Annotated in this window: 21 protein-coding genes and 1 pseudogene; 13 read left to right on the top strand and 9 right to left on the bottom strand. The window is 38.3% G+C overall.

Features of this window, described 5'->3' with window-relative positions:
* Window positions 1–12 precede the first annotated feature (12 nt).
* The 6 genes from rhaB to AC3B5B_RS03780 all read left to right on the top strand — a co-directional run bounded on the left by rhaB (window position 13) and on the right by AC3B5B_RS03780 (window position 5,637).
* Window positions 13–1,458, top strand: coding sequence for a rhamnulokinase (rhaB, locus tag AC3B5B_RS03805; protein ID WP_489769349.1), 1,446 nt, complete (start codon window positions 13–15; stop codon window positions 1,456–1,458).
* A 17-nt stretch (window positions 1,459–1,475) separates the two neighbouring features.
* Entirely contained in the window at window positions 1,476–1,793 is a 318-nt protein-coding gene (rhaM, locus tag AC3B5B_RS03800) for an L-rhamnose mutarotase (protein WP_489756903.1), read from the top strand.
* 22 nt (window positions 1,794–1,815) lie between these two features.
* The gene (locus tag AC3B5B_RS03795) at window positions 1,816–3,078 is read left to right on the top strand and encodes an L-rhamnose isomerase (RefSeq protein WP_489756904.1); all 1,263 of its coding nucleotides are present in this window, start codon (window positions 1,816–1,818) and stop codon (window positions 3,076–3,078) included.
* A gap of 148 nt (window positions 3,079–3,226) precedes the next feature.
* Complete coding sequence (gene rhaD, locus AC3B5B_RS03790; protein WP_489756905.1) at window positions 3,227–4,045, top strand: rhamnulose-1-phosphate aldolase; 819 nt, start codon at window positions 3,227–3,229, stop codon at window positions 4,043–4,045.
* A gap of 103 nt (window positions 4,046–4,148) precedes the next feature.
* The gene (locus AC3B5B_RS03785) at window positions 4,149–4,718 is read left to right on the top strand and encodes a sugar O-acetyltransferase (RefSeq protein ID WP_489756906.1); all 570 of its coding nucleotides are present in this window, start codon (window positions 4,149–4,151) and stop codon (window positions 4,716–4,718) included.
* Between the two features lie 13 nt (window positions 4,719–4,731).
* Complete coding sequence (locus AC3B5B_RS03780) at window positions 4,732–5,637, top strand: AEC family transporter (RefSeq protein WP_489769348.1); 906 nt, start codon at window positions 4,732–4,734, stop codon at window positions 5,635–5,637.
* A 14-nt stretch (window positions 5,638–5,651) separates the two neighbouring features.
* Here the strand turns inward: AC3B5B_RS03780 and AC3B5B_RS03775 are convergent, their stop codons facing one another.
* From AC3B5B_RS03775 to AC3B5B_RS03765, 3 genes are all read right to left on the bottom strand, one after another.
* Complete coding sequence (locus tag AC3B5B_RS03775) at window positions 5,652–6,752, bottom strand: helix-turn-helix domain-containing protein (RefSeq protein ID WP_489769347.1); 1,101 nt, start codon at window positions 6,750–6,752, stop codon at window positions 5,652–5,654.
* Entirely contained in the window at window positions 6,745–7,059 is a 315-nt protein-coding gene (locus tag AC3B5B_RS03770) for a hypothetical protein (protein WP_489756909.1), read from the bottom strand. The genes AC3B5B_RS03775 and AC3B5B_RS03770 overlap by 8 nt, the downstream gene beginning before the upstream one ends.
* Before the next feature lie 340 nt (window positions 7,060–7,399).
* Window positions 7,400–8,584, bottom strand: a complete 1,185-nt coding sequence (locus tag AC3B5B_RS03765) for an NAD(P)/FAD-dependent oxidoreductase (protein ID WP_489756910.1) — start codon at window positions 8,582–8,584, stop codon at window positions 7,400–7,402.
* Between the two features lie 307 nt (window positions 8,585–8,891).
* On the opposite strand from AC3B5B_RS03765, the gene AC3B5B_RS03760 reads away from it, so the two are divergent.
* Complete coding sequence (locus tag AC3B5B_RS03760) at window positions 8,892–10,082, top strand: acetate/propionate family kinase (protein ID WP_489756911.1); 1,191 nt, start codon at window positions 8,892–8,894, stop codon at window positions 10,080–10,082.
* Window positions 10,083–10,179: 97 nt separating this feature from the next.
* On the opposite strand, the gene AC3B5B_RS03755 is transcribed toward AC3B5B_RS03760, so the two are convergent.
* Window positions 10,180–11,091 carry a 1,4-dihydroxy-2-naphthoate polyprenyltransferase gene (locus AC3B5B_RS03755; RefSeq protein ID WP_489756912.1) on the bottom strand — a complete coding sequence of 304 codons (912 nt, stop codon included), beginning with the start codon at window positions 11,089–11,091 and terminating at the stop codon, window positions 10,180–10,182.
* 68 nt (window positions 11,092–11,159) lie between these two features.
* On the opposite strand from AC3B5B_RS03755, the gene AC3B5B_RS03750 reads away from it, so the two are divergent.
* The 5 genes from AC3B5B_RS03750 (at window position 11,160) to AC3B5B_RS03730 (ending at window position 15,609) form a co-directional block, all read left to right on the top strand.
* Window positions 11,160–12,128: a polyprenyl synthetase family protein gene (locus tag AC3B5B_RS03750; RefSeq protein WP_489769346.1), complete on the top strand. Its 969-nt coding sequence runs from the start codon at window positions 11,160–11,162 to the stop codon at window positions 12,126–12,128.
* Between the two features lie 57 nt (window positions 12,129–12,185).
* Window positions 12,186–12,626: a MarR family transcriptional regulator gene (locus tag AC3B5B_RS03745; RefSeq protein ID WP_489769345.1), complete on the top strand. Its 441-nt coding sequence runs from the start codon at window positions 12,186–12,188 to the stop codon at window positions 12,624–12,626.
* A 79-nt stretch (window positions 12,627–12,705) separates the two neighbouring features.
* Window positions 12,706–13,302: a histidine phosphatase family protein gene (locus tag AC3B5B_RS03740; protein ID WP_489769344.1), complete on the top strand. Its 597-nt coding sequence runs from the start codon at window positions 12,706–12,708 to the stop codon at window positions 13,300–13,302.
* Between the two features lie 402 nt (window positions 13,303–13,704).
* Window positions 13,705–14,157: a MarR family winged helix-turn-helix transcriptional regulator gene (locus AC3B5B_RS03735; protein ID WP_489769343.1), complete on the top strand. Its 453-nt coding sequence runs from the start codon at window positions 13,705–13,707 to the stop codon at window positions 14,155–14,157.
* Between the two features lie 45 nt (window positions 14,158–14,202).
* Window positions 14,203–15,609 carry an MDR family MFS transporter gene (locus tag AC3B5B_RS03730; RefSeq protein ID WP_489769342.1) on the top strand — a complete coding sequence of 469 codons (1,407 nt, stop codon included), beginning with the start codon at window positions 14,203–14,205 and terminating at the stop codon, window positions 15,607–15,609.
* A 94-nt stretch (window positions 15,610–15,703) separates the two neighbouring features.
* On the opposite strand, the pseudogene AC3B5B_RS03725 reads toward AC3B5B_RS03730, so the two are convergent.
* A pseudogene (locus tag AC3B5B_RS03725) lies at window positions 15,704–17,029 on the bottom strand (PTS sugar transporter subunit IIC).
* A 169-nt stretch (window positions 17,030–17,198) separates the two neighbouring features.
* Between AC3B5B_RS03725 and AC3B5B_RS03720 the strand changes: the two are divergent.
* A complete protein-coding gene (locus AC3B5B_RS03720; protein ID WP_489756919.1) occupies window positions 17,199–17,891 on the top strand; it encodes a GntR family transcriptional regulator in 693 nt (230 codons plus the stop codon).
* 61 nt (window positions 17,892–17,952) lie between these two features.
* On the opposite strand, the gene AC3B5B_RS03715 is transcribed toward AC3B5B_RS03720, so the two are convergent.
* The 4 genes from AC3B5B_RS03715 to AC3B5B_RS03700 form a co-directional block, all read right to left on the bottom strand.
* Window positions 17,953–19,152, bottom strand: coding sequence for a NupC/NupG family nucleoside CNT transporter (locus AC3B5B_RS03715; protein WP_489756920.1), 1,200 nt, complete (start codon window positions 19,150–19,152; stop codon window positions 17,953–17,955).
* A gap of 383 nt (window positions 19,153–19,535) precedes the next feature.
* Window positions 19,536–20,834, bottom strand: coding sequence for a pyrimidine-nucleoside phosphorylase (locus tag AC3B5B_RS03710; RefSeq protein WP_489769341.1), 1,299 nt, complete (start codon window positions 20,832–20,834; stop codon window positions 19,536–19,538).
* Window positions 20,835–20,976: 142 nt separating this feature from the next.
* Complete coding sequence (locus tag AC3B5B_RS03705) at window positions 20,977–21,924, bottom strand: sugar-binding transcriptional regulator (RefSeq protein ID WP_489769340.1); 948 nt, start codon at window positions 21,922–21,924, stop codon at window positions 20,977–20,979.
* Window positions 21,925–21,933: 9 nt separating this feature from the next.
* Window positions 21,934–23,121, bottom strand: a complete 1,188-nt coding sequence (locus AC3B5B_RS03700; RefSeq protein WP_489769339.1) for a phosphopentomutase — start codon at window positions 23,119–23,121, stop codon at window positions 21,934–21,936.
* Window positions 23,122–23,131: the final 10 nt, after the last annotated feature.

Below are 23,131 nucleotides of genomic sequence, written 5' to 3'. Positions count from 1 at the left end.
AAGGTGCAGTTAGTGAGTAAAACTTATGTAGCAATTGATATTGGCGCTTCCAGTGGGCGTTTGATGCTGGGTCAATTAATTGATGGCCAATTGCAGTTGAAAGAAATGCACCGTTTTACCAATGGATTTACCTCCAAAAATGGTGCTGATTGTTGGGACATTGATCATATTATCCAAGAAATTTTACTGGGACTGCAAAAAGTCAAACAAGCTGGTTATGCGGAAGTAACAGTGGGAATTGATACGTGGGCTGTTGATTACGTTTTGGTCGGTTCAGATGGTCAACGTTTGAAAGATCCGGTTTCTTATCGGGATGCGCGGACTAAAAATGCGATTCACGATTTAACCTCTGATTTATCCAAAGAATATATTTATCAGAAAACCGGGATTCAATTTTTAGACTTTAACACGTTATACCAATTGTTTGAAGAAGACAAAGATTTATTAGCACACACCGACAAAATTTTAATGATTCCCGATTACTTGGGTTATGTGCTAACGGGCCAAGCAGTAACGGAAGTTACTAATGCATCCACGACGCAAATGTTAAGTTTACGCGAAGGTTTGTTTGATGAACATTTGTTGCAAAAGGTTAATGTCAGTGCCGATCAATTTCCTAAGTTAGTTGATCCCGGGACCATGCTGGGTGAATTACAAACGGATAAATTCCCCGATTACGATTTACCCCAAGCTCAAGTAATTACGGTAGCGACTCATGATACGGCCTCGGCCGTCGTAGGAACTCCCGGACTCGGGCAACGTTGGGCTTACTTGAGCTCAGGAACCTGGTCTTTGATTGGAGCCGAATTAAATGTTCCAGAGAACGGCCAGTTAGCATTTAAACACAACTACACCAATGAATGGGGTGCGTATGGCACGTATCGGTTTTTGAAAAATATTATGGGCTTGTGGATTGTGCAAAATATTAAAAAAGAATTACATGATCAATATAGTTTTGCGCAATTAGCTCAGTTAGCACAACAAGAAACGCCATTTCAACAATATATTGATGTCAATGATCAGCGCTTTCAAAATCCACCAGCGATGATTCCAGAAATTCAAGCTTACTGTCGTGAAACGCACCAAAAAGTCCCGCAAACTCCTGGTGAAATTGCGATGGCTGCTTATTCGAATTTGTCACTGTATTACGCTAATGAATTAGATATTTTGGGCCAAATTTTAGGTTATCAAATTGACACGTTGAATATTGTTGGTGGTGGTGCCAATGTAGCTTTAATGAACCAGTTAACAGCTAATATTGCTGGTGTGAATGTGTTTGCTGGCCCCACTGAAGCCACGGCCATTGGCAATTTGATTGTGCAGATGATTGCGCAAGGTGATATTTTAAATGTTTATTTGGCACGGCGGATCATAGCTGATTCCTTTGATTTAAAGCAATATCAACCGCAACAAGATATGCAAGAACATTTAAAAACTTGGCGTAGCAAATTTAGATAAAAAGGAAGTGACCAAAAGTGACAGTCCGTTTGGGACAATTAATGCATGTTTATCCAGATCAATATGCTGAGTATGAAAAGAGACACAATAATTTGTTTCCGGAAATGCGCCAAGCTTTGAAAGCTGCTGGTGCGCATAATTACTCAATTTTTCTGGATAAAGCCACGGGCAATTTGTTTGCTTATTTAGAAGTTGATGACCTTGATAAATATAATCAGATTTCCGAGTCTGATGCCTGCAAAAAGTGGTGGGCATATATGGAACCGATTATGGATACGAATCCGGATCAAAGTCCAGTGACGACCGACTTACATGAGGTTTTTCATTTGAATTAAATTTTTAAGGAGATGTGTGATTATGACTAAATCTGAAACTGTTGAAAATGCTTATCAAACCGCCAAGGAACGGTATGCTGAAATTGGCGTAGATACAGAAGCTGCCATGGAACAATTGAAAAAAGTTAAATTATCTGTGCATTGTTGGCAAGGTGACGACATTCATGGCTTTGTGAATCCGGAACAAGAATTAACCGGTGGCATTGGCGTCAGCGGTGATTATCCGGGGATTGCTACAACACCTGATGAATTAACGGGTGATTTACACGAAGCATTATCATTAATTCCTGGTCATCATAAAGTGCAGCTGCATACTTTATATGCGGTCACAGATCGCAAAAAAGACTTTGATGAAATTGGTCCAGAAGACTTTAAGTATTGGGTTGATTGGGCTAAGGAAGAAAAAATTGGTTTGGATATGAATCCTACTTTCTTCTCTCATCCCAAAGTCAAAAATAATTTTACCTTAGCTAGTCCAGAAAAAGATATTCGTGATTTTTGGATTCAAGTAGGGAAACAATCACGGAAAATTTCAAATTACTTTGGTCAAGAATTGGGTCAACAATCAATTAATAATTTCTGGATGCCTGATGGTTTTAAAGATAATCCCATTGATAAAGCGACACCGCGCTTGCGGATGATTGAGTCCTTAGATGAAATTATTAAAGACAAATATGATGAAAAGAATACGATTGAATCCTTTGAAGGTAAATTGTTTGGTACAGGTATTGAGTCTTACACGGTAGGTTCTCATTTGTTCTACAACAACTATGCGATTACTCGTAACAAATTATGGACGATTGATGCAGGTCACTGGCATCCAACTGAAGATGTTTCCGACAAGTTTTCTGCCTTTTTGCCATTTGGCCGCGGCTTGATGTTACATGTTTCGCGTCCAGTTCGTTGGGATAGTGACCACGTAGTCATCTTTGATGAAGCTTTGCAACGGATTACTCGCTCGCTAGTGCGGGATAACGAATTAGATAAGACGAATATTGGTTTAGACTTCTTTGATGCTACGATTAATCGGGTTTCTGCTTGGGTCATTGGTGCCCGGGCAACCCAAAAGGCTTTATTACAAGCAATGTTGGCACCTTTAGCCCAATTAAAAGAAGACGAGTTGCATTATGACTTTACGCAACGCTTAGTAGAAACTGAAGAATTAAAATCTTATCCATTTGGTGCAGTTTGGGATGAATTTTGTTTGCGGAATAATGTTCCAGTCGGGATGGATTGGCTCAAAGAAATTCGGCAATACGAAAAAGACGTTCAATTTAAGCGCTAAGATAAAACTGAATGATACTCAATAACTGAGTTTTAACTCGGAATAAACAATTAAGTCATCACAATGACTCGATTGTTTATTCGTGGTTCAGCGTAAATTTTGGCATTTTTAAAAATATTAATGGACTTAATAAGGGAGAATTGTAAGCATGACAAGTTTTGGTGATTCTAAATATGTACAAAAAGTTTGTGAAATAACACAAGCCTCTTATCAAGAAGGCTGGGATGAGCGTAATGGTGGTAATGTGTCCTTACGTTTGACGGCTGAAGATGTGGCGCCATTTGATGATGTTGCTGTAGTTAAGCGGACTATCGACCTGGGCTTTGATGCTAGTGCGTTAGTAGGGAGTTACTTTTTGGTAACGGCTACGGGGCGTTATTTCCGGAATGTTATTCATCAACCTAACCTTGATTTAGGTTTGGTTAAAATCACTGCTGATGGGCAACATGCTGATTTATTATGGGGTTATGAAGATGGTGCGGCCCCAACTTCTGAATTTCCGAGTCATTTAATGTCACATATTGAACGGTTGAAAGTTGATCCTAACCACCGCGTGGTGATGCACTGTCATCCAACGAATTTGATTGCGTTGTCTTTTACGCACGAATTGGATGAAAAGAGCATTTCTTTGTTGTTATGGAAGATGCAGGCAGAATCATTAGTTGTGTTCCCTGAAGGTGTGGGAGTCATTCCTTACATGACACCAGGGACGAATGAAATTGGGCAAGCCACGGCTGCCAAGATGCAGGACTTTCGGGTAGTTATGTGGCCCCACCACGGGATTTTTGGTACGGGTACGACATTAGATGAGGCTTTTGGTTTAATTGAAACGGTTGAAAAAGCAGCCACGATTTACTCACAAATTGGTGCGCAAGGCGGTCAAATTAAACAAGAAATTACTGATGCCCAATTGCATGATTTGGCAGATGCTTTTCATGTTACTGCTAATCCTAAATTTTTAAAATAAAATTAATTGAATAAAACCATAAAAACGAGATGGAAAATTCAAGCTTAGCGGTGCTATGAGGCCTGGATTTACCCGCTCGTTTTTTGATTGAGGAGATTATTTGATGGCACAGACAGAAAAAGAAAAATTTTTAGCTGGAAAACCGTATTATATTTTTGACCCAGAATTGGCGGCTGATGAAACCAGGGCACGGCGCTTATGTAAAATGTTAAATGAATTGGATGATCAAGCTACGCAACAAAAAGATCAGGTGATTCGGCAACTGTTGGGCTCAGTGGGGACTAATCCGTACATTCAACCGAATTTTCGCTGTGATTTTGGTTATAATATTCACGTTGGTGATAACTTTTTGTGTAATTATGATTGTACGATTCTAGATATTGCGCCCGTGACGATTGGTGATAACTGTTTATTGGCGCCGAAGGTACAATTATATGCGGCCACGCATCCACAAGATCCTATTCAGCGCAGTGCAGGCATTGGTTTAGGACAAGCGATTACGCTCGGCGACAATGTCTGGGTCGGTGGGAATGCGGTAATTTTGCCGGGAGTTAGCCTGGGTGATAATGTAATCGTCGGCGCTAACGCGACAGTGACCAAATCGTTTGGCAGTAACGTCATCCTTGCTGGTTCACCAGCGCGAGTATTGAAAAAATTACCAAGTAAGTCCTGAAAGGATCAAGTTAATGACAGCTTTTAATCAAGTAATGCTACCAGTATTATTAATTTTTTTAGCGGGCTATCTTTTTCAAAAAATTTTTCGCTTAGATGTTAAACCATTGTCCACGCTATCGATTTATTTGCTCCTGCCATTTTTGGTTTTTCAAACTTTTTATAAACAGACACTCAATCAAAATTTTTTAAATATTATTATTACTTCAACATTAATTATGTTGAGTTTGATTGTAGTTGGCGTAGTAATCGGGCGCATTTTAAAATTTTCGCGGAGTCAGGTGAATGCCTTTTTGTTAGCGACGGTTTTTCCCAATAGTGGTAATTACGGGGTACCTTTGGTTTTATTTGCTTTTGGAGCTAAAGGAACTAGTCTGGCGATGATGATTATGGTTTTTCATAATATTTTGATGGGCTTTGTGGGGGTCTATATTGCTGCTTCGGCTCATGAACGCGGCCTAGCTGGATTTAAAGCTGCTGGTATGGCCGTCTTGAAACAGCCAATGAATTACGTGATTTTACCAGCTATTCTACTACATTTTTATCAAATCCAATTACCAGCTAACTTAATGAAGAGTGTTAATATGATTGGCAACATTGCCATTCCGTTAATTATGTTGATTTTGGGGATGCAATTGGCTGACGTAACTACAAAAACAGTAGCGTTAAAAACAATTAGTGTAGCAGTGCTGGTGCGCTTGGTCTTATCCCCTGTGCTGGCACTATTGATTTGTCGTTGGGTCGGCGTTTCCACGCTTTTGACACAGATTGTTGTGTTAATGTCGGCAATGCCGAGTGCGGCCAATACTACACTATATGCGATTCAATTTAAAACGGAGCCAGATTTAGTTTCGAGCTGTACATTAATGAGCACATTGCTAAGCGTCATAACATTGACTATTTTATTGAATCTATTTTAAAAAATATCTTTTCTTTAATTAGTGATATTATATTGCTGTCGAAAATTGTTATATTGATTAAAGGAAATTTTATGTTCTCTTTGTAACCTACCAACGACGATGCCAGGGTGTAAATCAGTAGATTTAGCAAAATTGACGATAGCTTCAGCTGAGAAATTATTTTGCATAATAAAAGCTTGATACAATTTAGGTGGAATTAGATAATTTTGGGCGAATAAATCAGCATCTTTTTCTAATTTAGATAAGTCTAAAATACTATTAATGGCCTCATTTTTTTGAGGGGATACAATAATGTGTCCTCTTTTATTTTGAAAAATATGTTTGATTTCATGGAAAAGTGCAAACCAAAAAATATCCGCATATTTACGGCGGTCGTTTAAAGCTAATAATACCTTATCGTTACTTAACCATTTAACCGCACCGTTAATACCACAATTTTTTAGATTGGGTAAGATGACGAAAGCTACACCCGCTTTAGAAAAAATTTCCTTTAAATTAGGTAAAAATATTTCCGGTTCTTGGGTGGTCATGGATCTAATCTGCGGTAATTTTTCCTTGAGAAATGTAATATTAATGGGTTCCACGGAAGTGTTACTACCCAAATTTAAGGCAGTTTGTACCCAAGCATTAGAATTAATAATGTTAGTATCTTTAATTTTTGGAACAGCGGTTTTATATTGGACTAAAAAATCATGATTTTTTAAGACTTCAAGAGAGGATACATGAAAAAATTTTCTTAATTCCAATACTTTTTGTTTAGTTTGATGTGTTTCTGGTACAAGATTTAAGTTTTGCCAAAATTTATAATCCATTTGTTTTTCAATTGCACTATCTTTAGTTAATTGCTGCTCAAATTTAATTTGATTTATAGTGTCTAGGTATTGATTATTTAAATTTCTCCAAAATTGTGCCGATGTTCCTAAAATAATGGCTAAACCTTCGATTAATTGTTCAGTTAGCGGTATTTTGCCATTGATTAGTTGGCTAACGGTTTTTTCATTAGTATTTAAACGCTTAGCTAATTCATGTTGATTCATGTTTTGAGATTTTAAATATTGTTTAATATAGTATCCTGGATGAAAGGCAGCAAAATTATCTGTAATTGTTTTATTCATAATGTTTAGATACCTCCTCAATCCTAACAATATCAACAGCAGTGTAGAATAAAACCAAATTATCTGTGGAATCAATTAATGGCTGATAATCACTAGCTAGGGGCTGCAGAATAAGGCGATAACTATTTTTCCTGCCCTTAATATCAAGTGATAATTCACCATGACGATTATTAGATAATTTATGTACATGATAAATTCTTAAAGCATTAATATCTTGTAAATTCTCTGCGCTGTTTAAAGCATTAACTAATCCCAAGAGTGCAACTGCAATCTCTTTACCATAAATTTTTTGTGCTTTTTTAGGCATTGTACAGACTTGCTGGACACGTTTATTTTTATATGTAATCTTGATTTTTCACCACCTACATTCTTGTAATTTATCTTACTAAATTAGTAACAATTTTTCAAATTGTTGGCATTGGGGCAAAGTAAAGTACTTAATTTTTTGTCATTAATTCTTTTAGTGTAATTTAAAGATGAATGACTATTGCTTAACAATATTTTTTACAATTTAATGTACACTATTTTAAATAGTTTCTTTGAATTACTATTATTAATTACGAGAAAACAAATAAAAAATTCTAGCTACTTTTCTTCATTGGAAAAATAACTAGAATTTTTTGTTAAATCTGATTGTGATTGATAAATTATTTCTTTTGGAGACCCTTAACGCCACCAACTTCATATAAAACTTGTTCAAAGGAGAAGCGTTTAGCCATAGCAGCAACAGCACCCTTTAATTTCAAGTGTGGTTTGGTAATTTCAGCAATACCATGAGAAGGTCCTAAGGAAGCAATTGTTCCTTTAGATTGGTAAACAAACTTCTTCTTTGGAGTATCTTGAATGTCAGCAACAATATTTTCTGCAGCAACAATTGCTTGTGCCAAAGCTAATTGGCCGGTAGTTGGTAATGGTCGTTCGGATTTAGGATCCATGGAAGCAGAATCATCACCAGCCACATAAATTTCAGGATGATCTTCAATGTTTAGATAGTCGGTAACTGTAATCCGGTTGCGCCGAGCATTGAAGCCGGAGTCTTTAATGACATCACTACCACTAACACCAACTGTCCAGATAATAGAATTAGCGTAGATGCGTTGTTCTTCATCACTGTCGCCCTTTGTATAAACAACAGCATTTGGCTCAATCTTCTTAATTTTTGCACTGGTCATGATTTTAATGCCGTTCTTGCTTAAGAAATCAACAGCATATTGTGCCAACTCAGAGTCAAACATTGGCAAAATTTGCGGTGCCATTTCCACACTAGTAATGTTAATTTCGGGAACACCATACTTAGCTTTTAAGATCTTAGCGGTGTCAATTAATTCACCCAATAATTCGATACCAGTAAAACCAGCACCACAAACTACGATATTTAAGTCGTTCGGGTCTTGGGATTGCTTATAATTACGAATGTTAGAGTTGATAACTTCATAAATCTTTTCGGCGGAAGGAATATCTTGCAGTTTGTAAGAGTATTGATCAGCACCTTCCATACCAAAGTTTTCAGAACGGAAACCTAAACCAAGAACAACATAATCGTAAGTTAAGTCATCATGATCAGCAAATTCAACCGTTTTGTTTTCATAATCAATTTTTGAAACATTCGCTTGAATAAAGTTAACATTATCCGGTAATACTCCGCGAATATCAAAACTGATTTTGTCTGCGTTGGCGGTACCCGCAGCAACTTGATAAAGTTCGATTGATTCAACATGCTTAGTGTTACGGTCAATTAAATCAATTTGTGTGTCTGCAGGAGCAATTTTTGCTAATTTTCTGGCGGTACCTAAGCCAGCATAGCCTGCTCCTAAAATTACAATGTGAGCCATAAACCCAATCCTTTCTTTGTATGTAATTCTAACAATTATTATAAACTTTTTCTGAAGTTCTGAAAACCGATATACTGTATTTATTTTAAAGTTTTCTGAAGTTGTTGAGATAAATGGAAATGCGTATAAATGAGAGTGTGCCACAAATTCCCAAAACGGTATTTCTTAAAGATAAAAAATCATAATTTAGCGTTCTTAGCTGGCTGTTTGCGATTTTGTTCGCTAGCTAGGCTTTATTAACAATTTTTGTGCAACCGGTTTCTTTGAAGTATAATTAAGCCAACTAAGAAATTGGAGGCTGGATTTTATGTTAATAATGGCGGTCAATGCAGGTAGTTCGAGTTTGAAATGGCAGATTTATGATTTACCGAGTGAAAAAAAAGTAGCACAAGGAATGATCGATCGTCTAGGTAAAGTTGATGCAGTGTTTGAAGCAGAATATCAGGGCCACAAGTTTAAACAACAAGAAGCGATTACTAATCAACAAATTGCTGCTACCCTAATTTTAACACGTCTCAAAAGCTTGGGGATTGTGGAGCACTTAGAAGATATTAAAGGTGTCGGGCACCGGATTGTGTCAGGCGGTGAAAAATTTAAGCGTTCAACTAAAATAACCCCGTATGTCGCCCAAGAAATTGCTAATTTAGCCGAATTAGCGCCGCTACATAACGCGACGGAGGCTTATTATATTCAAGTTTTTGCCAAATTATTACCGCAAGCTACACAAGTGGCAGTGTTTGATACATCATTTTACACAACTCTAGCACCCGTCAATTATTTATATCCCTTAGAAATGAAATATTATCGTCAAGATCACATCCGAAAATATGGTGCGCATGGTACTAGTCACCGCTATGTCTTAGAGCAAGCCGCCCAATTATTACAAAAACCAGTTGCGCAAACCAATTTAATTACGTTGCATTTAGGTAGTGGTGCTTCGGTGACGGCCATTGAAAATGGGCAAGCCATTGATACTTCGATGGGCTTTACGCCTTTAGCCGGTGTAATGATGGGGACGAGAAGTGGTGATATTGACCCCTCGATCTTAGAGTACTTGATGAAAAAAGAACAGATTTCTGATATCTCGGAAGTGTTAGATATTTTAAATCATCATTCGGGTTTGCTCGGTGTTTCCGGATTGTCTAATGATAAACGGGATATTGATGAAGCGGCTGCACAAGGTAATCAACAAGCGCAATTGGCGCAACAAATGTTTATTAATCGGATTGTTAAATATGTAGGATCTTATTTAGCTTTACTAAATGAACAGCCAGACGCTTTGGTCTTTACGGCGGGGATTGGTGAAAATGATGCTGGAGTGCGTGCGGGTGTTTGTCAACAATTACAACATTTAGGAGTGCTGTTAGATCCGAAAGCCAATCAGGTGCGTGGCAAAACTGCTTTAATTAGTCAAAGTGCTTCACCCATTAAAGTTTTCGTGATTCCAACCAATGAAGAATTGATGATCGTGCGGGACACTTATCAATTAATTAAATAATCAAAAAATGGTATTGACAATTGATATAACTGTCGATACCATTTTTACTTTGTGTATTATGCGGTGCGCCCAAGAAATTAATCGCGATTACAAAAAACTAAGGAATAATTAAACCGATTCCTAAAGTGACGACTTGGGTGAAAGTCATGATAAATAAGTTTTGCACTGCTAGTTTAAAGGTTTGTTGTTTGACATGAACTACAAAGAATTGTCGGGTATTTTGGTAGACGACCGGAATGGTTAGCCAAGTCAGCATGACAAACCAGGGCAAATAATTCTTAATCACAGCGAGTAATAACAATAAATAACCAGCAATTAATAACAGTGCATATAACCAGAGACTGCTATTAACTCCTAGATAACGGACAATGGTATGACGTTTTAAATCTAAATCTTCTTGATAATCACAAATGTTATTAGCTAAAAGTAGGGAAGCAATCGCGCACATTGCTAGACTTGAGGCCAATAATATTGGTAAAATAAAAGACCAGTTAAGGCTGACTAATTGGTGTACGTTGAGCCAGACCGTGATGAAAAAGATCATAAAGCCCATCGTAAAGCCCGCAAATAATTCGCCTAAGGGTAAGGAGTTTAACGGCCACGGGCCACCAGCATAAAAAAATCCGACGGCAAAACAAAAGAGTCCCATAACTAGTAATAACCAGCCAACTCTGACTACTAACAATAAGCCAATTAAAGCTGCCACAACCATCAAGGAATAGTTGAGCCAACCAATTTTATGAATATTTAAATGATTAACTCCAATGACATTGGTTTTTTGGCGGAAGTTTTGGCCTTGATCATGATCAGCATTTTTGTAATCCCAATAGTTGTCGTTAATATCAACCGCCATATTAAATAACAACATGGCCACAAAAAAGAGAATGGTATTGAGCCAGTTCAGCTGCTGATAATGGTAAATGGTATAAAACACACCTAATAAAAAAGGAAACACACTCGCCGTTTTGGCTTTAATTTCAACTAATTCTAAAAAAACTTTTGGTTTCAAACTTTCAATAAACCTCACTTAATTTTTGATATACTATATAAAGATTATACATGAAAAGGTGCCTGTCAATGATTAACCCGATGTGGTCTGCAATTCCTGAATTGAAACAGCAATTGCAGGACGTTCAAAATTTTATTTTAAAACAAATTGATCCACTAGATCAAGCAATTGCTCAACCAATTCGCGAACAAGTGATTAGCGGTGGTAAAATGATTCGCCCCGCTTGCCTATTAATTTTTAGTGATTTTGGCGATGTGGCGTACCAAACAAAGATTCAAGCAGCTGCGGCCATGGAAGTTTTGCATATTGCCACTTTGATCCATGATGACGTCATTGATGATTCTAAGTTACGGCGCAATGTGGAAACTATCCAAGTTCACTTGGGAGATCGCAATGCGATTTATGCCGGCGATTATTTGATGACCGTCTATTTTGATTTAATCAGCCAGGTAGCAACTAATCAACAAGAAGTACAATTAAATGCGCGCGGTATGAAAAAAATTTTAAAAGGTGAACTAGATCAGTTACGGATTAATTATAACCCGCAAGCCACTGTGAAAATGTATTTGCGCGAAATTGCAGGTAAAACGGCGCAGTTAATTGAACTAAGTGCACAATTTGGTGCTGTGTTGGCGACAGATGATCCGACAATTATTCATCATGCCCGTTTTATCGGCCACAATATTGGCATGGCTTTTCAAATTGAAGATGATATTTTAGATTACCAAGGCCATAAGCAAACTGGCAAACCCCAATTAGAAGATTTAAAAAACGGTGTCTATTCCATTCCGCTGATTTACGCTTTACAGTTCGATAATGAATTGAAACAATTTTTAATGGATAAAAAACAGTTAACGCCAGCGGAAATTACGGCTGTGGCGGACCGGGTTCGGACTTCGGGCGGTTTAAAAGCAGCACAACAGTTAGCCCAAAACTATTCCCAAAAAGCTTTGACTTTGATTGAAGATTTACCAGCTAATCAATATAAAAAATATATTCGGTGGGTTACTAAAAAACTGTTAAAGCGGCAACAATAAATTAAGTTGCGACCAAAAGTGGGTAGTAGTGTGTTGGCGAACAGAAAGGGGAAATGATTGGACTATTATAACTTGAGCAAGTTTATTGCCGGAATTTATCGTGGTTCGAAAAATGAGTGTAATAAACAATTAGATTGTTTAAAGATGCGGGCGACCGAAACCGATCTACTATTGTTTATTGATGAACATCCTAATTACAGGCAACAAGAAATTGCCCAAAAAATGGTCATGGATCCGAGCTTGTTGGCCCGTGATTTGCGAACTCTAGCCCAAAAGAATTATATTAAACGCCAATGTGACGTGGATGATCGCCGTGCTAAGCGCATTAATCTGACTAAGCGTGGGCAAAATCAAGTTTGCCAATTACGGCAAGTGATAAATGATTGGTGGCAACAACTGTTTGCGCAACATGATTTAGATGCAACGACTGTTTACCAAACTTTAGAAGCCGTCTATGATGCTATGACGACTGATAAAAATGATTCTACATGTTGTTAATTTAATACAGAGTTTCCTTAAATAAGCGGTATAATTTAATTAATCGTTTCCAACTTTTGAGGAAAGGAAATTGTTAATTATGTCAGAATTATATCTTATGCGTCACGGCGAAACTTTATTTAATCAAACTCATCGAATTCAAGGGGCTTGCGATTCGCCATTAACTCAGCAAGGTATTAGCCAAGCCAAAGAGGTGGGGCAATATTTCAAACAAGCAGGAATTACGTTTGATCATGCTTATTCGTCTACACAAGAACGGGCCAGTGATACTCTGGAGTTTGTCACCAGCCAACCATATCAGCGACTAAAGGGAATTAAAGAGTGGAATTTTGGCTTGTACGAAGGTGAAAGTGAACGGTTAAATCCGCCAATTGATCCGCAAGCACACTCTTATGGTGACTACTTTGTTTATTATGGTGGTGAGTCAGTGGCGCAGGTTCAAGCACGGATGGATCAGACCTTGACCCACATTATGGAGCAACCTGATCATCATCGAGTTTTGGCAGTTAGTCACGGTGGCGCCTGCCATGCCTTTCTATTGAAGCATTGGCCGCAAGCTCAGGATATTGCCCAAATGCCATTATTGAAAAATTGTAATATTTTAAAATTTACTTATAACCAGCACCAATTTACGTTTGAAGAAGTGATTGATGCTCCAAGTCTACTCCACAAATAGTAATTAAAAATTCGTTTATTGAACAACGGGCCTAGCGGCAGTTGATTCAGTAAACGAATTTTTTAGGCAAGATTTAGAATGAATAATATACTGAAAATTAAACAGCAAACTTCAAAGTAGGTTCCTGAGTATAAGGCTAATGCCACAAAATGTGATGTACTGGCAGTGGCATACTTTTGAACACTTTTGAAGTGATTATGCACAGCAACAAATTCCCATAGTCCTAACAACAATAGAAAAATTCCAAATGCAGTTTCAAAAGTGAATTTCATTTTTAATCCCCCTCATAACTTGCCCAGTACTAGTTTAGCACTTTGGTAGGCAGTAAATTAATGCTCAAAAAAATTTTGCTTTTTTAAAAAAATGTAGTAAACTACCTTTTTGAAAAGGAGTTGTGGTTGAATGACTGCTGATTTATTACGGCAATTGGGTCCGCAGATTAAAGTAGCTAATACTTTAATTGAAAAAGAATTAAATAATCAAATCGCTAAACTCATTCCAGAACAAAACTTGACCGGTCCGCAGATTACATTGCTGGTTTATTTATATGAATCTAACGGTCGCACGATTACGCAACGCGAAGTGGCACAAAAGTTTGCTTTGAGTCACCCAACAATGCGAAGCATCGTCAAACGTTTGGAACAGGCCCAGTTAATTAATACGGGTCATTTGTCGAATGATCGCCGTCAAGTTAGTTTGTCGTTGACGCAGCAAGGGAGTGCTTTATTAGATCGGCATATTGTGGATATTCGCGCGACAATGAGTCGTGTTAATGATCAAATTATTGCCGGCTTAACGGAGAAACAGCAGGCGCAATTAGCGACGATTTTGACGCAGATCATTCAAAATTTCTAAATTTTACGTAAAAGTGTAGCTTGCTACAAAAAGGAGATAGCAAAATTGCAAACGACAGTTAAAAGTATTTCTGGAAAAAAACGAGCTTTAATGATGGCCGTGTTATTGTTTGGTTCTTTTGTTGCTTTGTTAGCTGAAACGTTCTTAAATAATGCTTTGCCCACTATTATGCGTGCGTTTCAGGTCAATCAAGCCACTGCGCAATGGTTAACGACTGCATACTTGTTAGTGGTGGGTTTAATGATTCCCATTTCGGCGTGGATTTTTGATTCTTTTAATTTGAAACAAAATTTTTTGACAATGATGGTAATCTTCTTTGTCGGTTCTATGGTTTGTCTAGTGGCACCCAACTTTTGGGTTTTATTGACTGGACGCATTATTGAAGCTGTGGCGGCCGGGGGGTTAATGCCGTTTATTCAAAATGTTATTTTGATGATGTTTCCCCCCGAAAAGCGCGGCTTCGCCATGGGGATTACGGGTTTTGTGATTGGCTTTGGCCCAGCGGTCGGGCCGACAATATCCGGTTTAATCTTGAAATATGCTGATTGGCAAATGTTATTTATTATTTTGAGTGTGACGAGTGCTTTAGTGGCCATTTTAGCGTTGTTTACGATTCAAAATCTAACTACACCCAAATTACAGACAACCGATCTTTTATCCTTTATCGAATCAATTATTGGCTTTGGTCTATTGTTATATGCTTTATCGGAAGTAGGCAATACGGGTAAAATTACGGTGAGTTTAGCGGTTGTTTTCCTTATCGGGATTTTAGTCATTTATTTATTCTGTCGGCGCCAATTAAAAATGCAGGAACCACTATTAGATATTCGCGTCTTTAGAAATTGGCGTTTTGACTTATGTACTATGTTAAGTACGATTAGTAATATTGCAATGGTGGGCATTGAACTAGTTCTGCCGTTGTATTTACAGACGACACGGCAAGAATCGGCCTTGATTGCGGGCTTAGTCATGATGCCGGGGGCTATTGTGATGATTATCTGTAATCCTATTTCGGGAACACTCTATGATAAACTTGGAATTAAGAAGTTAGCGTTCTTTGGCTTTGCCATGTTGTTGTTAGGTACTTTGCCCATGCTGTGGTTCAATACTCAGACAAGTTTAGTCTTGATTGGACTGTGCTATGCTGTTCGGATGGTGGGTATTTCCTTTACAATGATGACGACTTTTACTGCCGGTATCAATATGATTGAACCGCAGTTAACGGCTCATGCCAATGCTGCTTCATCGACGGTACGTCAAATCGGGGGTTCACTGGGAACAGCTTTAGCAATGTTGCTGGTGGCTTTGGCAGCTACTCTAAAGACTAGTGTCGGTCAAGTTCAGGCTACCGAAATTGGCTATCAATGGAGTTTTATTTTAATGATTGTGTTTGCCGTCATTGGCTTACTGGCCTCATTCTTCTTGCCCAGTGCGGCAGCTGAAAATAAATAATTTTATCGTGGGGATTCAAATAGTTGTTGTTCAGTTGAGTAAGCCAATAAAAAAGGAGCCGTTAGGGGCTCTTTTTTTATAAGCTAAATTAATTTTAGTCTTCAGCAACGGATTCCTGTTCTTGTGCTAATAAAATGCTGTCATACTTTTTGGCGAATGGATAGTAAATAAAGAAGCTCATAATTAACATTAAGGTTTGCCAAACAGCTCCTTGCCAACCGCCGACAATTAAGCCGGAAATTATTGCTGGTGTGGTCCAAGGAACGTAGACTCCGTTGAAAGGTGGAATAATGCCGAGGGCAATGACAGCATAGGTTAATAGTCCTGAGATGACCGGTGTTAAAATAAAGGGAATTGCTAGCATGGGATTTAAAACAATCGGTAAACCAAACAAGATTGGTTCATTGATGTTAAATAAAGCTGGGACAATCTCCAATTTGCCTAAAGCTTTCATCTGGGCTGATTTGGCAAAAACAAACATGAAAACTACTAAACCAATGGTCATACCGGCACCAGTGACTGTTAAACATTGATCCATAAAAGATTGAGTGACAATGTGGGCACCATGAGCTAAAGATAATTTACCAGCTTTATACAAAGCCAAATTATCGGCATTATTTGATAATAATAATGGTCCCATAATCCCGCCAACAATCGTGGAGCCATGTACACCAAAGAACCATAAAAAGACTGGTAATAGAGAAATGACAATGACGCCTAACAAGCCATCAGTAGCGTGTTGCAGTGGAATCTGAATAACCTTATAAATCCATTCGGCTAAGGTAGTATTGAAGCCTAATTTGAAGATGCCATACACAACAGCCGCTAACGAAACAATGACGGCCGCCGGAATCAAAGCAGTAAAAGAACCTGCCACATTAGGGGGAACTTGTTCCGGCATTTTAATAGTAATATTTTTCTTCAAAAATCAGGAGTAAAGCCAACCAACAAAGAGTCCAACTAAGATAGCGATAATCATCCCTTGCCCGCCGAGCCAGTTTTTGTCAATGATCCCGGAAACTTGCCAAGCGGTGGATGTTTTATCGGGATGGGCGATACTAGTGACTTTAGTGATGGTACTAGGTTGTAAAATGATATCGACCGTGACCGCTAAGAGTCCAGCAGGTGCAGCATCAAAGCCTTCATCTTTGACCCAAGAATAGGCAATGCCGAAGACGGCAAACAAAGCCATGATGCCGAAGGAAGCATCACTTGCTTGCATGAACACAGCAGCAATACCAATTTTATTAAAATAATTTTGTAAGGCCTGAATTGGTGGTTGCCCTAGGATTAAAAAAATAGCGCCGATGATGATAAAGGGAATGGGATAAATCATTCCATCTTTAATCGCTTTGAGGGGCCTAGTATTGACGAATTTCATTACCGGTGGTAGTAACTTTTTGTTAATAAAGTCTTTCATATGTAACAACCTCCATTATTGTCAAAGTAAGATCAAGACTTAATCAATACCAATTTTCTGTTAAACTAGCAGTAAGGGCTTTCACAACTGTACACGTACAGTTTAAAACGCTAAATTAATTTTTGCAAGCGCTTTTTAAAATGATGATTAGATTATTAAGGAGGTTTCTATGCTTAAATATCAACAGTTAGCCCAACAACTAATTGCAATGATGCAACAAAATTCGTTGCCACAAGGTGCTAAATTGCCGAGCTTAAATGAGTTAAAAGCTACTTATCAGACGAGTAAGACTACAATTCTCAAAGCCTTAACAGAATTAGAACGAGCGGGCTTAATTTATCAAGTGCAAGGTAGTGGGACGTTTGTGCGTAAACCGCCTAAAGCTGGTTATCTGAACTTTTCTAAGACCAATCATGGTTGGACCAATGACTTGGAAGACAATCAATTAACGAATGCGGATGTGACTGTCAAAAAAATCTATCCCACAGTAGAGATCGCCCAATATTTACATTGTTCACAGAAAACGCCCGTGTATCAAGTCCAAAGAATCAAGCTAGCACAAGGCGTGATTTCGTGTTGGGAAACTTCATATTATAGTACTGAAGAGGTACCGTTTTTAAATGTTGCCATTGCGACCGGGTCTATCTTTCATTATTTGCAACAAGTTCATCAGATTAAAGTGGGTTTTTCGGATAAGTATTTTGCTGTACGGCCCTTAACAGAATTAGAAGCGCAAAAATTAGCTTTGGCTAAAACTAGTTTTGGCTTAGTCGTTCAAGAAGTGTTTTATTCAACTAGTGGGCGGATTTTTGATTATTCCCAAAATGTCTATAATTATCAAACCACCAAATTTTATTTATAAGACAACAAAAAACTCGCTTGTCAGTTCGAAGCGAGTTTTTAATGTTAGTGTATTGGTAGTCTTAGAAGTAAAGACCAACGATCGTTCCGGTTAAGATAGAAGCCAATGTAGCACCTAATAATAACTTCATGGAAAATTTAGCCACGAATGATCCTTGCTTAGCACTAATGGATTTAATTGCCCCGGTAATAATACCGATTACGCTAAAGTTTGCGAAGGAAATTAAATAGGAAGAAATAATGGCGACAGCCTTGGGACTTAAGACATGCACAATCTTATGCAATTGACCTAGGGCCACAAATTCATTCGTCAAGAGTTTGGTGGCCATTAAGCTACCAACTTGTTGGATATCTTTGCTCGGAACACCCATTAAGTACGCAATTGGCGAGAAGATATAACCCAAAATCTTGGTAAAACTGATATGGAAGATAACTGAACAAGTACTATTTAAGAAAGTTACTAAAGCGACAAAACCAATCAACATGGCCGCAACGGTAATAGCTAGATTAAAACCATCTTGAATATAATTACCGACAACTTGAAAGAAAGGTTCATGGGAAAGATTAGTTGTCGCGGAGTCGGCATTAATGGCTTTGTTTTCTTCATCAGAAACATCATAGGGATTGACGATGCAAGAAACAATCAACGCCGATAAAATGTTCAAGAAAACCGCAGTTACCACAAATTTACCAGGAACTAACTGCATGTAAGAAGCTAAGACCGCAGCAGAGACCGCACTCATGGCCGAAGCACAAATGGTATACAGCCGCTTTTCGTCAAGCTTGGGGATGACATCTTTAATGGTTAAGAAGACTTCCGGTTGTCCTAAAATAGCAGTGGAAACGGCAAAATAACTTTCCAGTTCACCCATGCCAGCTAATTTATTCAAAATAAAACCGGTCCATTTAATAATAAAGGGTAAGATTTTTAGATAATTTAAAATTCCTACTAAAGCGGAAATAAAGACAATCGGCATTAAAACATTTAAGAAGAAGACGGAAGCGCCTTTTTTGATAACTAAACCACCGAAAACAAAATTGATTCCGCCGGCGGCTTGAACCATTAACCAGTTGAAGAAACTGGAAATGGCTCCCATTGTTTTAATACCACCTGAAGTATTTAAACATAGGAAAGAAATGATTAATTGGAGGGCAAACATAATTCCCATTTTTTTGAATTTGATATGTTTGCGGTCACTACTGACTAACCAACCAACTATCAAAACGAGTAAAATTCCGGTTAACAAGAAAACAAATCGCATAATTTTCACCTTTCTGAATTGTGAATATGGTAATGGATCTGATCTGTATAAAGATTGTAAAATCACACTCAATAGTTAAGATTTTAAGTTTATAAATAACACTTGCATCCTTAACTAAGATGGCTACTGGTCGCAGTGTGATCTTGCGCTCCAAAAGCTAAAAGCTTACGTTTAACTACAACTAAGAACTCAAGTCAAAGCCCGACTTAAGTCCTTAGTCTAGGTTAATCCTCAGCTTTAAATCGGCCTTTGTCGCAGTGGTTAAGCGCTCCAAGTAGCAACAGTTTGCGTCTAGCTACGCTAAAGATCTCAAGTTTAAAGACCAAAACTTAAGTCCTTTATCTAGGCTATATTCCACTGCTGAACGTTACTTGTCGCAGTATTTAATCAATAATTTTGTAAATCATTGGGTTCTTATCAGCATGATCGGCCACGGTGATGTTTTGATACAATAAATCTTTGATATCATCGACATTTTCCCGATTACTGTAAATAGTTAACAATGATTCACCTGCTTGAATAGCGTCACCGACTTTTTTGTGTAGTTCAATACCGACACTGTAATCTAATTGATCTTCTGCTTTTTGGCGACCACCACCGAGCATCATGCTAGCAATGCCAACTTCGTCGGCTTTTATTTGAGCCACAACACCGCTTTGTTGGGCTGGTAATTCAATCTTATATTGCGCTTGGGGCATGATGGAATAGTCATCAACAACGCGCTCATCGCCACCTTGAGCTTTAATCATTGCTTTAAAGCGCTCTAAAGCTTTGCCGGAACTAATAGCATCTTCGAGTAATTTCCGGGCTTCAGCAGCATCTTTGGCTTTGCCGCCTAAAACAACCATGTAACTACCTAAAGTTAGCATTAATTCAGTAACATCTGCGGGGCCTTGGCCCTTTAAGACATCAATAGATTCTTCGATTTCCAAAGAATTACCAATTTTGTAACCGAGTGGTTGATTCATGTCGGAAATTACAGCCATACATTGCATGCCCACACCTTTGCCAATAGAAACTAAAGCTTTAGCTAAAGCAATGGAGTCGTCTAAGGTCTTCATAAAAGCGCCTGATCCTGTTTTGACATCAATAACTAAGGCATCAGTACCAGAGGCAATCTTTTTACTCATAATGGAACTGGCAATGAGCGGAATTGAATCAACGGTATCGGTTACATCCCGCAAAGCATAAATTTTCTTATCAGCCGGAGCAATGTTACCGGTGGCGCCAATAATGGCTAACTTTTCGGCAGCGACTTGCTTGATAAAGTCTTGTTCGCTGATTTCTACTTTGTAGCCCGGGATCGCTTCCAACTTATCTAATGTTCCACCAGTATGGCCTAAACCGCGTCCAGAGATCATAGGCACTGGAATACCAGTGGCGGCTACGACTGCGGCTAATGGTAAGCTGATTTTATCGCCCACACCACCAGTAGAATGCTTATCAACTTTGATACCTGGAATTTCGGACAGATCCAAATGATCGCCCGATTCCATCATTTTCATGGTCAGAGTTGACCGTTCTTGAGCTGTCATGTCTTGGAAATAGATTGCCATCAATAAGGCACTAGTTTGATAATCAGGAATAGTGCCATCACAAACGCCATCAATGAAGAATTGAATTTCTTCAGCAGTTAATTCTTTTCCGTTGCGTTTGTTATCAATAATATCGACCATTCTCATGAGTCATACACTCCTTTGGATTTATAAAATTAGAAAGCGAAGATTTAATTAATCTTGTTTTAAGAAAACGCTTACTATTAGTACCTTAAAGACTACCTTTGCTAGCATTAAAGCAGCAACTACGGGTAATCTTTAAGAAAAATTATTCATAATCAATCAAGTTCTGGGCTAAAGGTACATCTAAAATTGCAATATTGGCGTAATGTGCTTTTAAAACCGCATGCACAGCTGCAGTTTTTTGTAAGCCACTGGCCACGACAATCGAGCTTTCTTTTTGTCCTAAAGCCTGCGCCTCAATCCCAACAGTGCGTTGATTGAGTTCTTGATTAATAATTTGTCCATCATTATCAATAAAACGGGAAACAATATCACCCACAGCTTTAGTTTGAATTTCTGTCTTTTGGGCTTGAGTTAAATAGCCTAAATTAAAGAGCAATGAATTACTGCTTGCGGTCCCAACACTAAACAGCGCAATATTAGCTTGTTGCCCTAGATCGAGGATTTGTTTAATAAAGCGATCTTGTTCCACTAATTCTTTGGTTGTTTTGCTATCAAAAATAGTGGGTAGGGGCAGGTATTGAGCCCGGGTTTGAAACGCTTGCGCTAGCTCATTAATACTCTCATAGGCATAAGTTTTCTCATGGCTAAAACTAAAGCCACCTTTTAATTGCACCGTTTTGACACCGGGAGTCGTTTGTTCGGCTAAATTGGTGGTGACGGCGTGCACCGTTTTGCCCCAACCAATGCCGATGATGTCATTGGGTTTGACTAAATTGGTTAAAAAGTTAGCTGCATAAGCACCAACGCTATCAAGGTTCGATGCTTGCCCGGCATAATGTGACGGGACAATTTCAATTTGAGCACGATATTTTTGCGATAAAATATCGCCTAAATCCGAATAATTAATAAAGGGATTTTCAATTTGAATTTTTACTAAACCAGATTCGCGCGCTAATTGCAATAAACGCGAAATTGTTGGACGTGACAGCTGCATTTTATTGGCAATGGTTGTTTGACTGAGATTCTCTTCGTAATAAAGCTGTGCCACAATTAAAGCTTGTTTTAACTTAGTTTCACCGTTATTTGTCATAGTTAGCCTTTATTGAAGTTGGTTTAAGAAGCTCGTACCTTTATCGTTGGTGGTAATGTTGAAGTTTTCAGCAACCGTCGCACCAAAATCGCTAAAGGTTGTCCGAGTACCTAAACTAGCTGGATTTTTCATACTTGGTGAGTAAACGAGTAGGGGTACTAATTCACGTGTATGATCGGTACCTTTATAAGTTGGGTCATTGCCGTGATCAGCAGTAATGATTAAAAGATCATCATCATGCATTTGCTCTAAAACATGACCTAATCTGTGGTCAAAGTCCATCAAAGCATCACCATCACCTTGCGCGTTACGCCGGTGGCCATACATCGCATCAAAGTCAACGAGGTTGGTAAAGCAGAAGCCGGTAAAGTCTTGTTGCATAACCTTGTCTAAATGATCCATACCGTCCATGTTACTTTCGTTATGATAACCTTCACCAATCCCGTCGCCACTGAAAATATCGTTAATTTTGCCAATGCCGATAGTTGTTACATTATTATCTTGCAAATAATTTAAGGTGGTTTTAGCTGATGGCTTCAAGGTAAAGTCATGCCGATTAGCAGTCCGTGTAAAGTGATCTTTGTCAGGTCCAACGTAAGGCCGCGCAATGATTCGACCAACAGTATATTCAGGACCGTTAACTAAACTACGTGCATATTCACAAATCCGATATAATTCATCAACAGGAATTACATCTTCATGAGCGGCAATTTGTAAAACGGAATCACCAGAAGTATAGATGATTAAATCACCAGTCTTCATTTGTTGTTCGCCTAATTCAGCAATAATTTTGGTACCAGATTCTGGTCGGTTACCAATAATTTTCCGACCGGAAAATTCAGCAATTTTATTCAATAAGTCATCTGGAAAACCATTCGGGAAGAAAGATAATTCTGTCATAACTGGTAATTGCATCATTTCCCAATGACCATCCATACTGTCTTTACCCACAGAAACTTCTTGCATATTACCGTAGTAACCAATTGGTTGCTCAGCTTTAGGTACACCCAAGATTGCTTCTTGACGTTGGTTAGAAAGGCCAAGCTTTTGTAAGTTAGGTAATTTCAATTCACCTTTGAAGTATTCACCGATGTGACCTAAGGTGTCTGAGCCAACGTCATCGAAGTTGGCGGCATCATGCGCTTCACCAGTACCAATGGAATCTAAAACAATACCAAAAATTCTCTTATAAGCCATTTTGTTCTCC

The sequence above is a fragment of the Bombilactobacillus sp. ESL1187 genome, from assembly GCF_058107155.1.
Note: the sequence above shows the minus strand (reverse complement) of the source record. Positions and strands in the feature narration are given on the sequence as shown.

Excerpts from the sequence above, each read along its gene's own strand:
- AC3B5B_RS03795 (WP_489756904.1), top strand. The coding sequence starts at position 1,816 with ATGACTAAATCTGAAACTGTTGAAAATGCTTATCAAACCGCCAAGGAA.
- rhaD (WP_489756905.1), top strand. The coding sequence starts at position 3,227 with ATGACAAGTTTTGGTGATTCTAAATATGTACAAAAAGTTTGTGAAATA.
- AC3B5B_RS03785 (WP_489756906.1), top strand. The coding sequence starts at position 4,149 with ATGGCACAGACAGAAAAAGAAAAATTTTTAGCTGGAAAACCGTATTAT.
- AC3B5B_RS03780 (WP_489769348.1), top strand. The coding sequence starts at position 4,732 with ATGACAGCTTTTAATCAAGTAATGCTACCAGTATTATTAATTTTTTTA.
- AC3B5B_RS03775 (WP_489769347.1), bottom strand. The coding sequence starts at position 6,752 with ATGAATAAAACAATTACAGATAATTTTGCTGCCTTTCATCCAGGATAC.
- AC3B5B_RS03770 (WP_489756909.1), bottom strand. The coding sequence starts at position 7,059 with ATGCCTAAAAAAGCACAAAAAATTTATGGTAAAGAGATTGCAGTTGCA.
- AC3B5B_RS03765 (WP_489756910.1), bottom strand. The coding sequence starts at position 8,584 with ATGGCTCACATTGTAATTTTAGGAGCAGGCTATGCTGGCTTAGGTACC.
- AC3B5B_RS03760 (WP_489756911.1), top strand. The coding sequence starts at position 8,892 with ATGTTAATAATGGCGGTCAATGCAGGTAGTTCGAGTTTGAAATGGCAG.
- AC3B5B_RS03750 (WP_489769346.1), top strand. The coding sequence starts at position 11,160 with ATGATTAACCCGATGTGGTCTGCAATTCCTGAATTGAAACAGCAATTG.
- AC3B5B_RS03740 (WP_489769344.1), top strand. The coding sequence starts at position 12,706 with ATGTCAGAATTATATCTTATGCGTCACGGCGAAACTTTATTTAATCAA.
- AC3B5B_RS03735 (WP_489769343.1), top strand. The coding sequence starts at position 13,705 with ATGACTGCTGATTTATTACGGCAATTGGGTCCGCAGATTAAAGTAGCT.
- AC3B5B_RS03720 (WP_489756919.1), top strand. The coding sequence starts at position 17,199 with ATGCTTAAATATCAACAGTTAGCCCAACAACTAATTGCAATGATGCAA.
- AC3B5B_RS03715 (WP_489756920.1), bottom strand. The coding sequence starts at position 19,152 with ATGCGATTTGTTTTCTTGTTAACCGGAATTTTACTCGTTTTGATAGTT.
- AC3B5B_RS03710 (WP_489769341.1), bottom strand. The coding sequence starts at position 20,834 with ATGAGAATGGTCGATATTATTGATAACAAACGCAACGGAAAAGAATTA.
- AC3B5B_RS03705 (WP_489769340.1), bottom strand. The coding sequence starts at position 21,924 with ATGACAAATAACGGTGAAACTAAGTTAAAACAAGCTTTAATTGTGGCA.
- AC3B5B_RS03700 (WP_489769339.1), bottom strand. The coding sequence starts at position 23,121 with ATGGCTTATAAGAGAATTTTTGGTATTGTTTTAGATTCCATTGGTACT.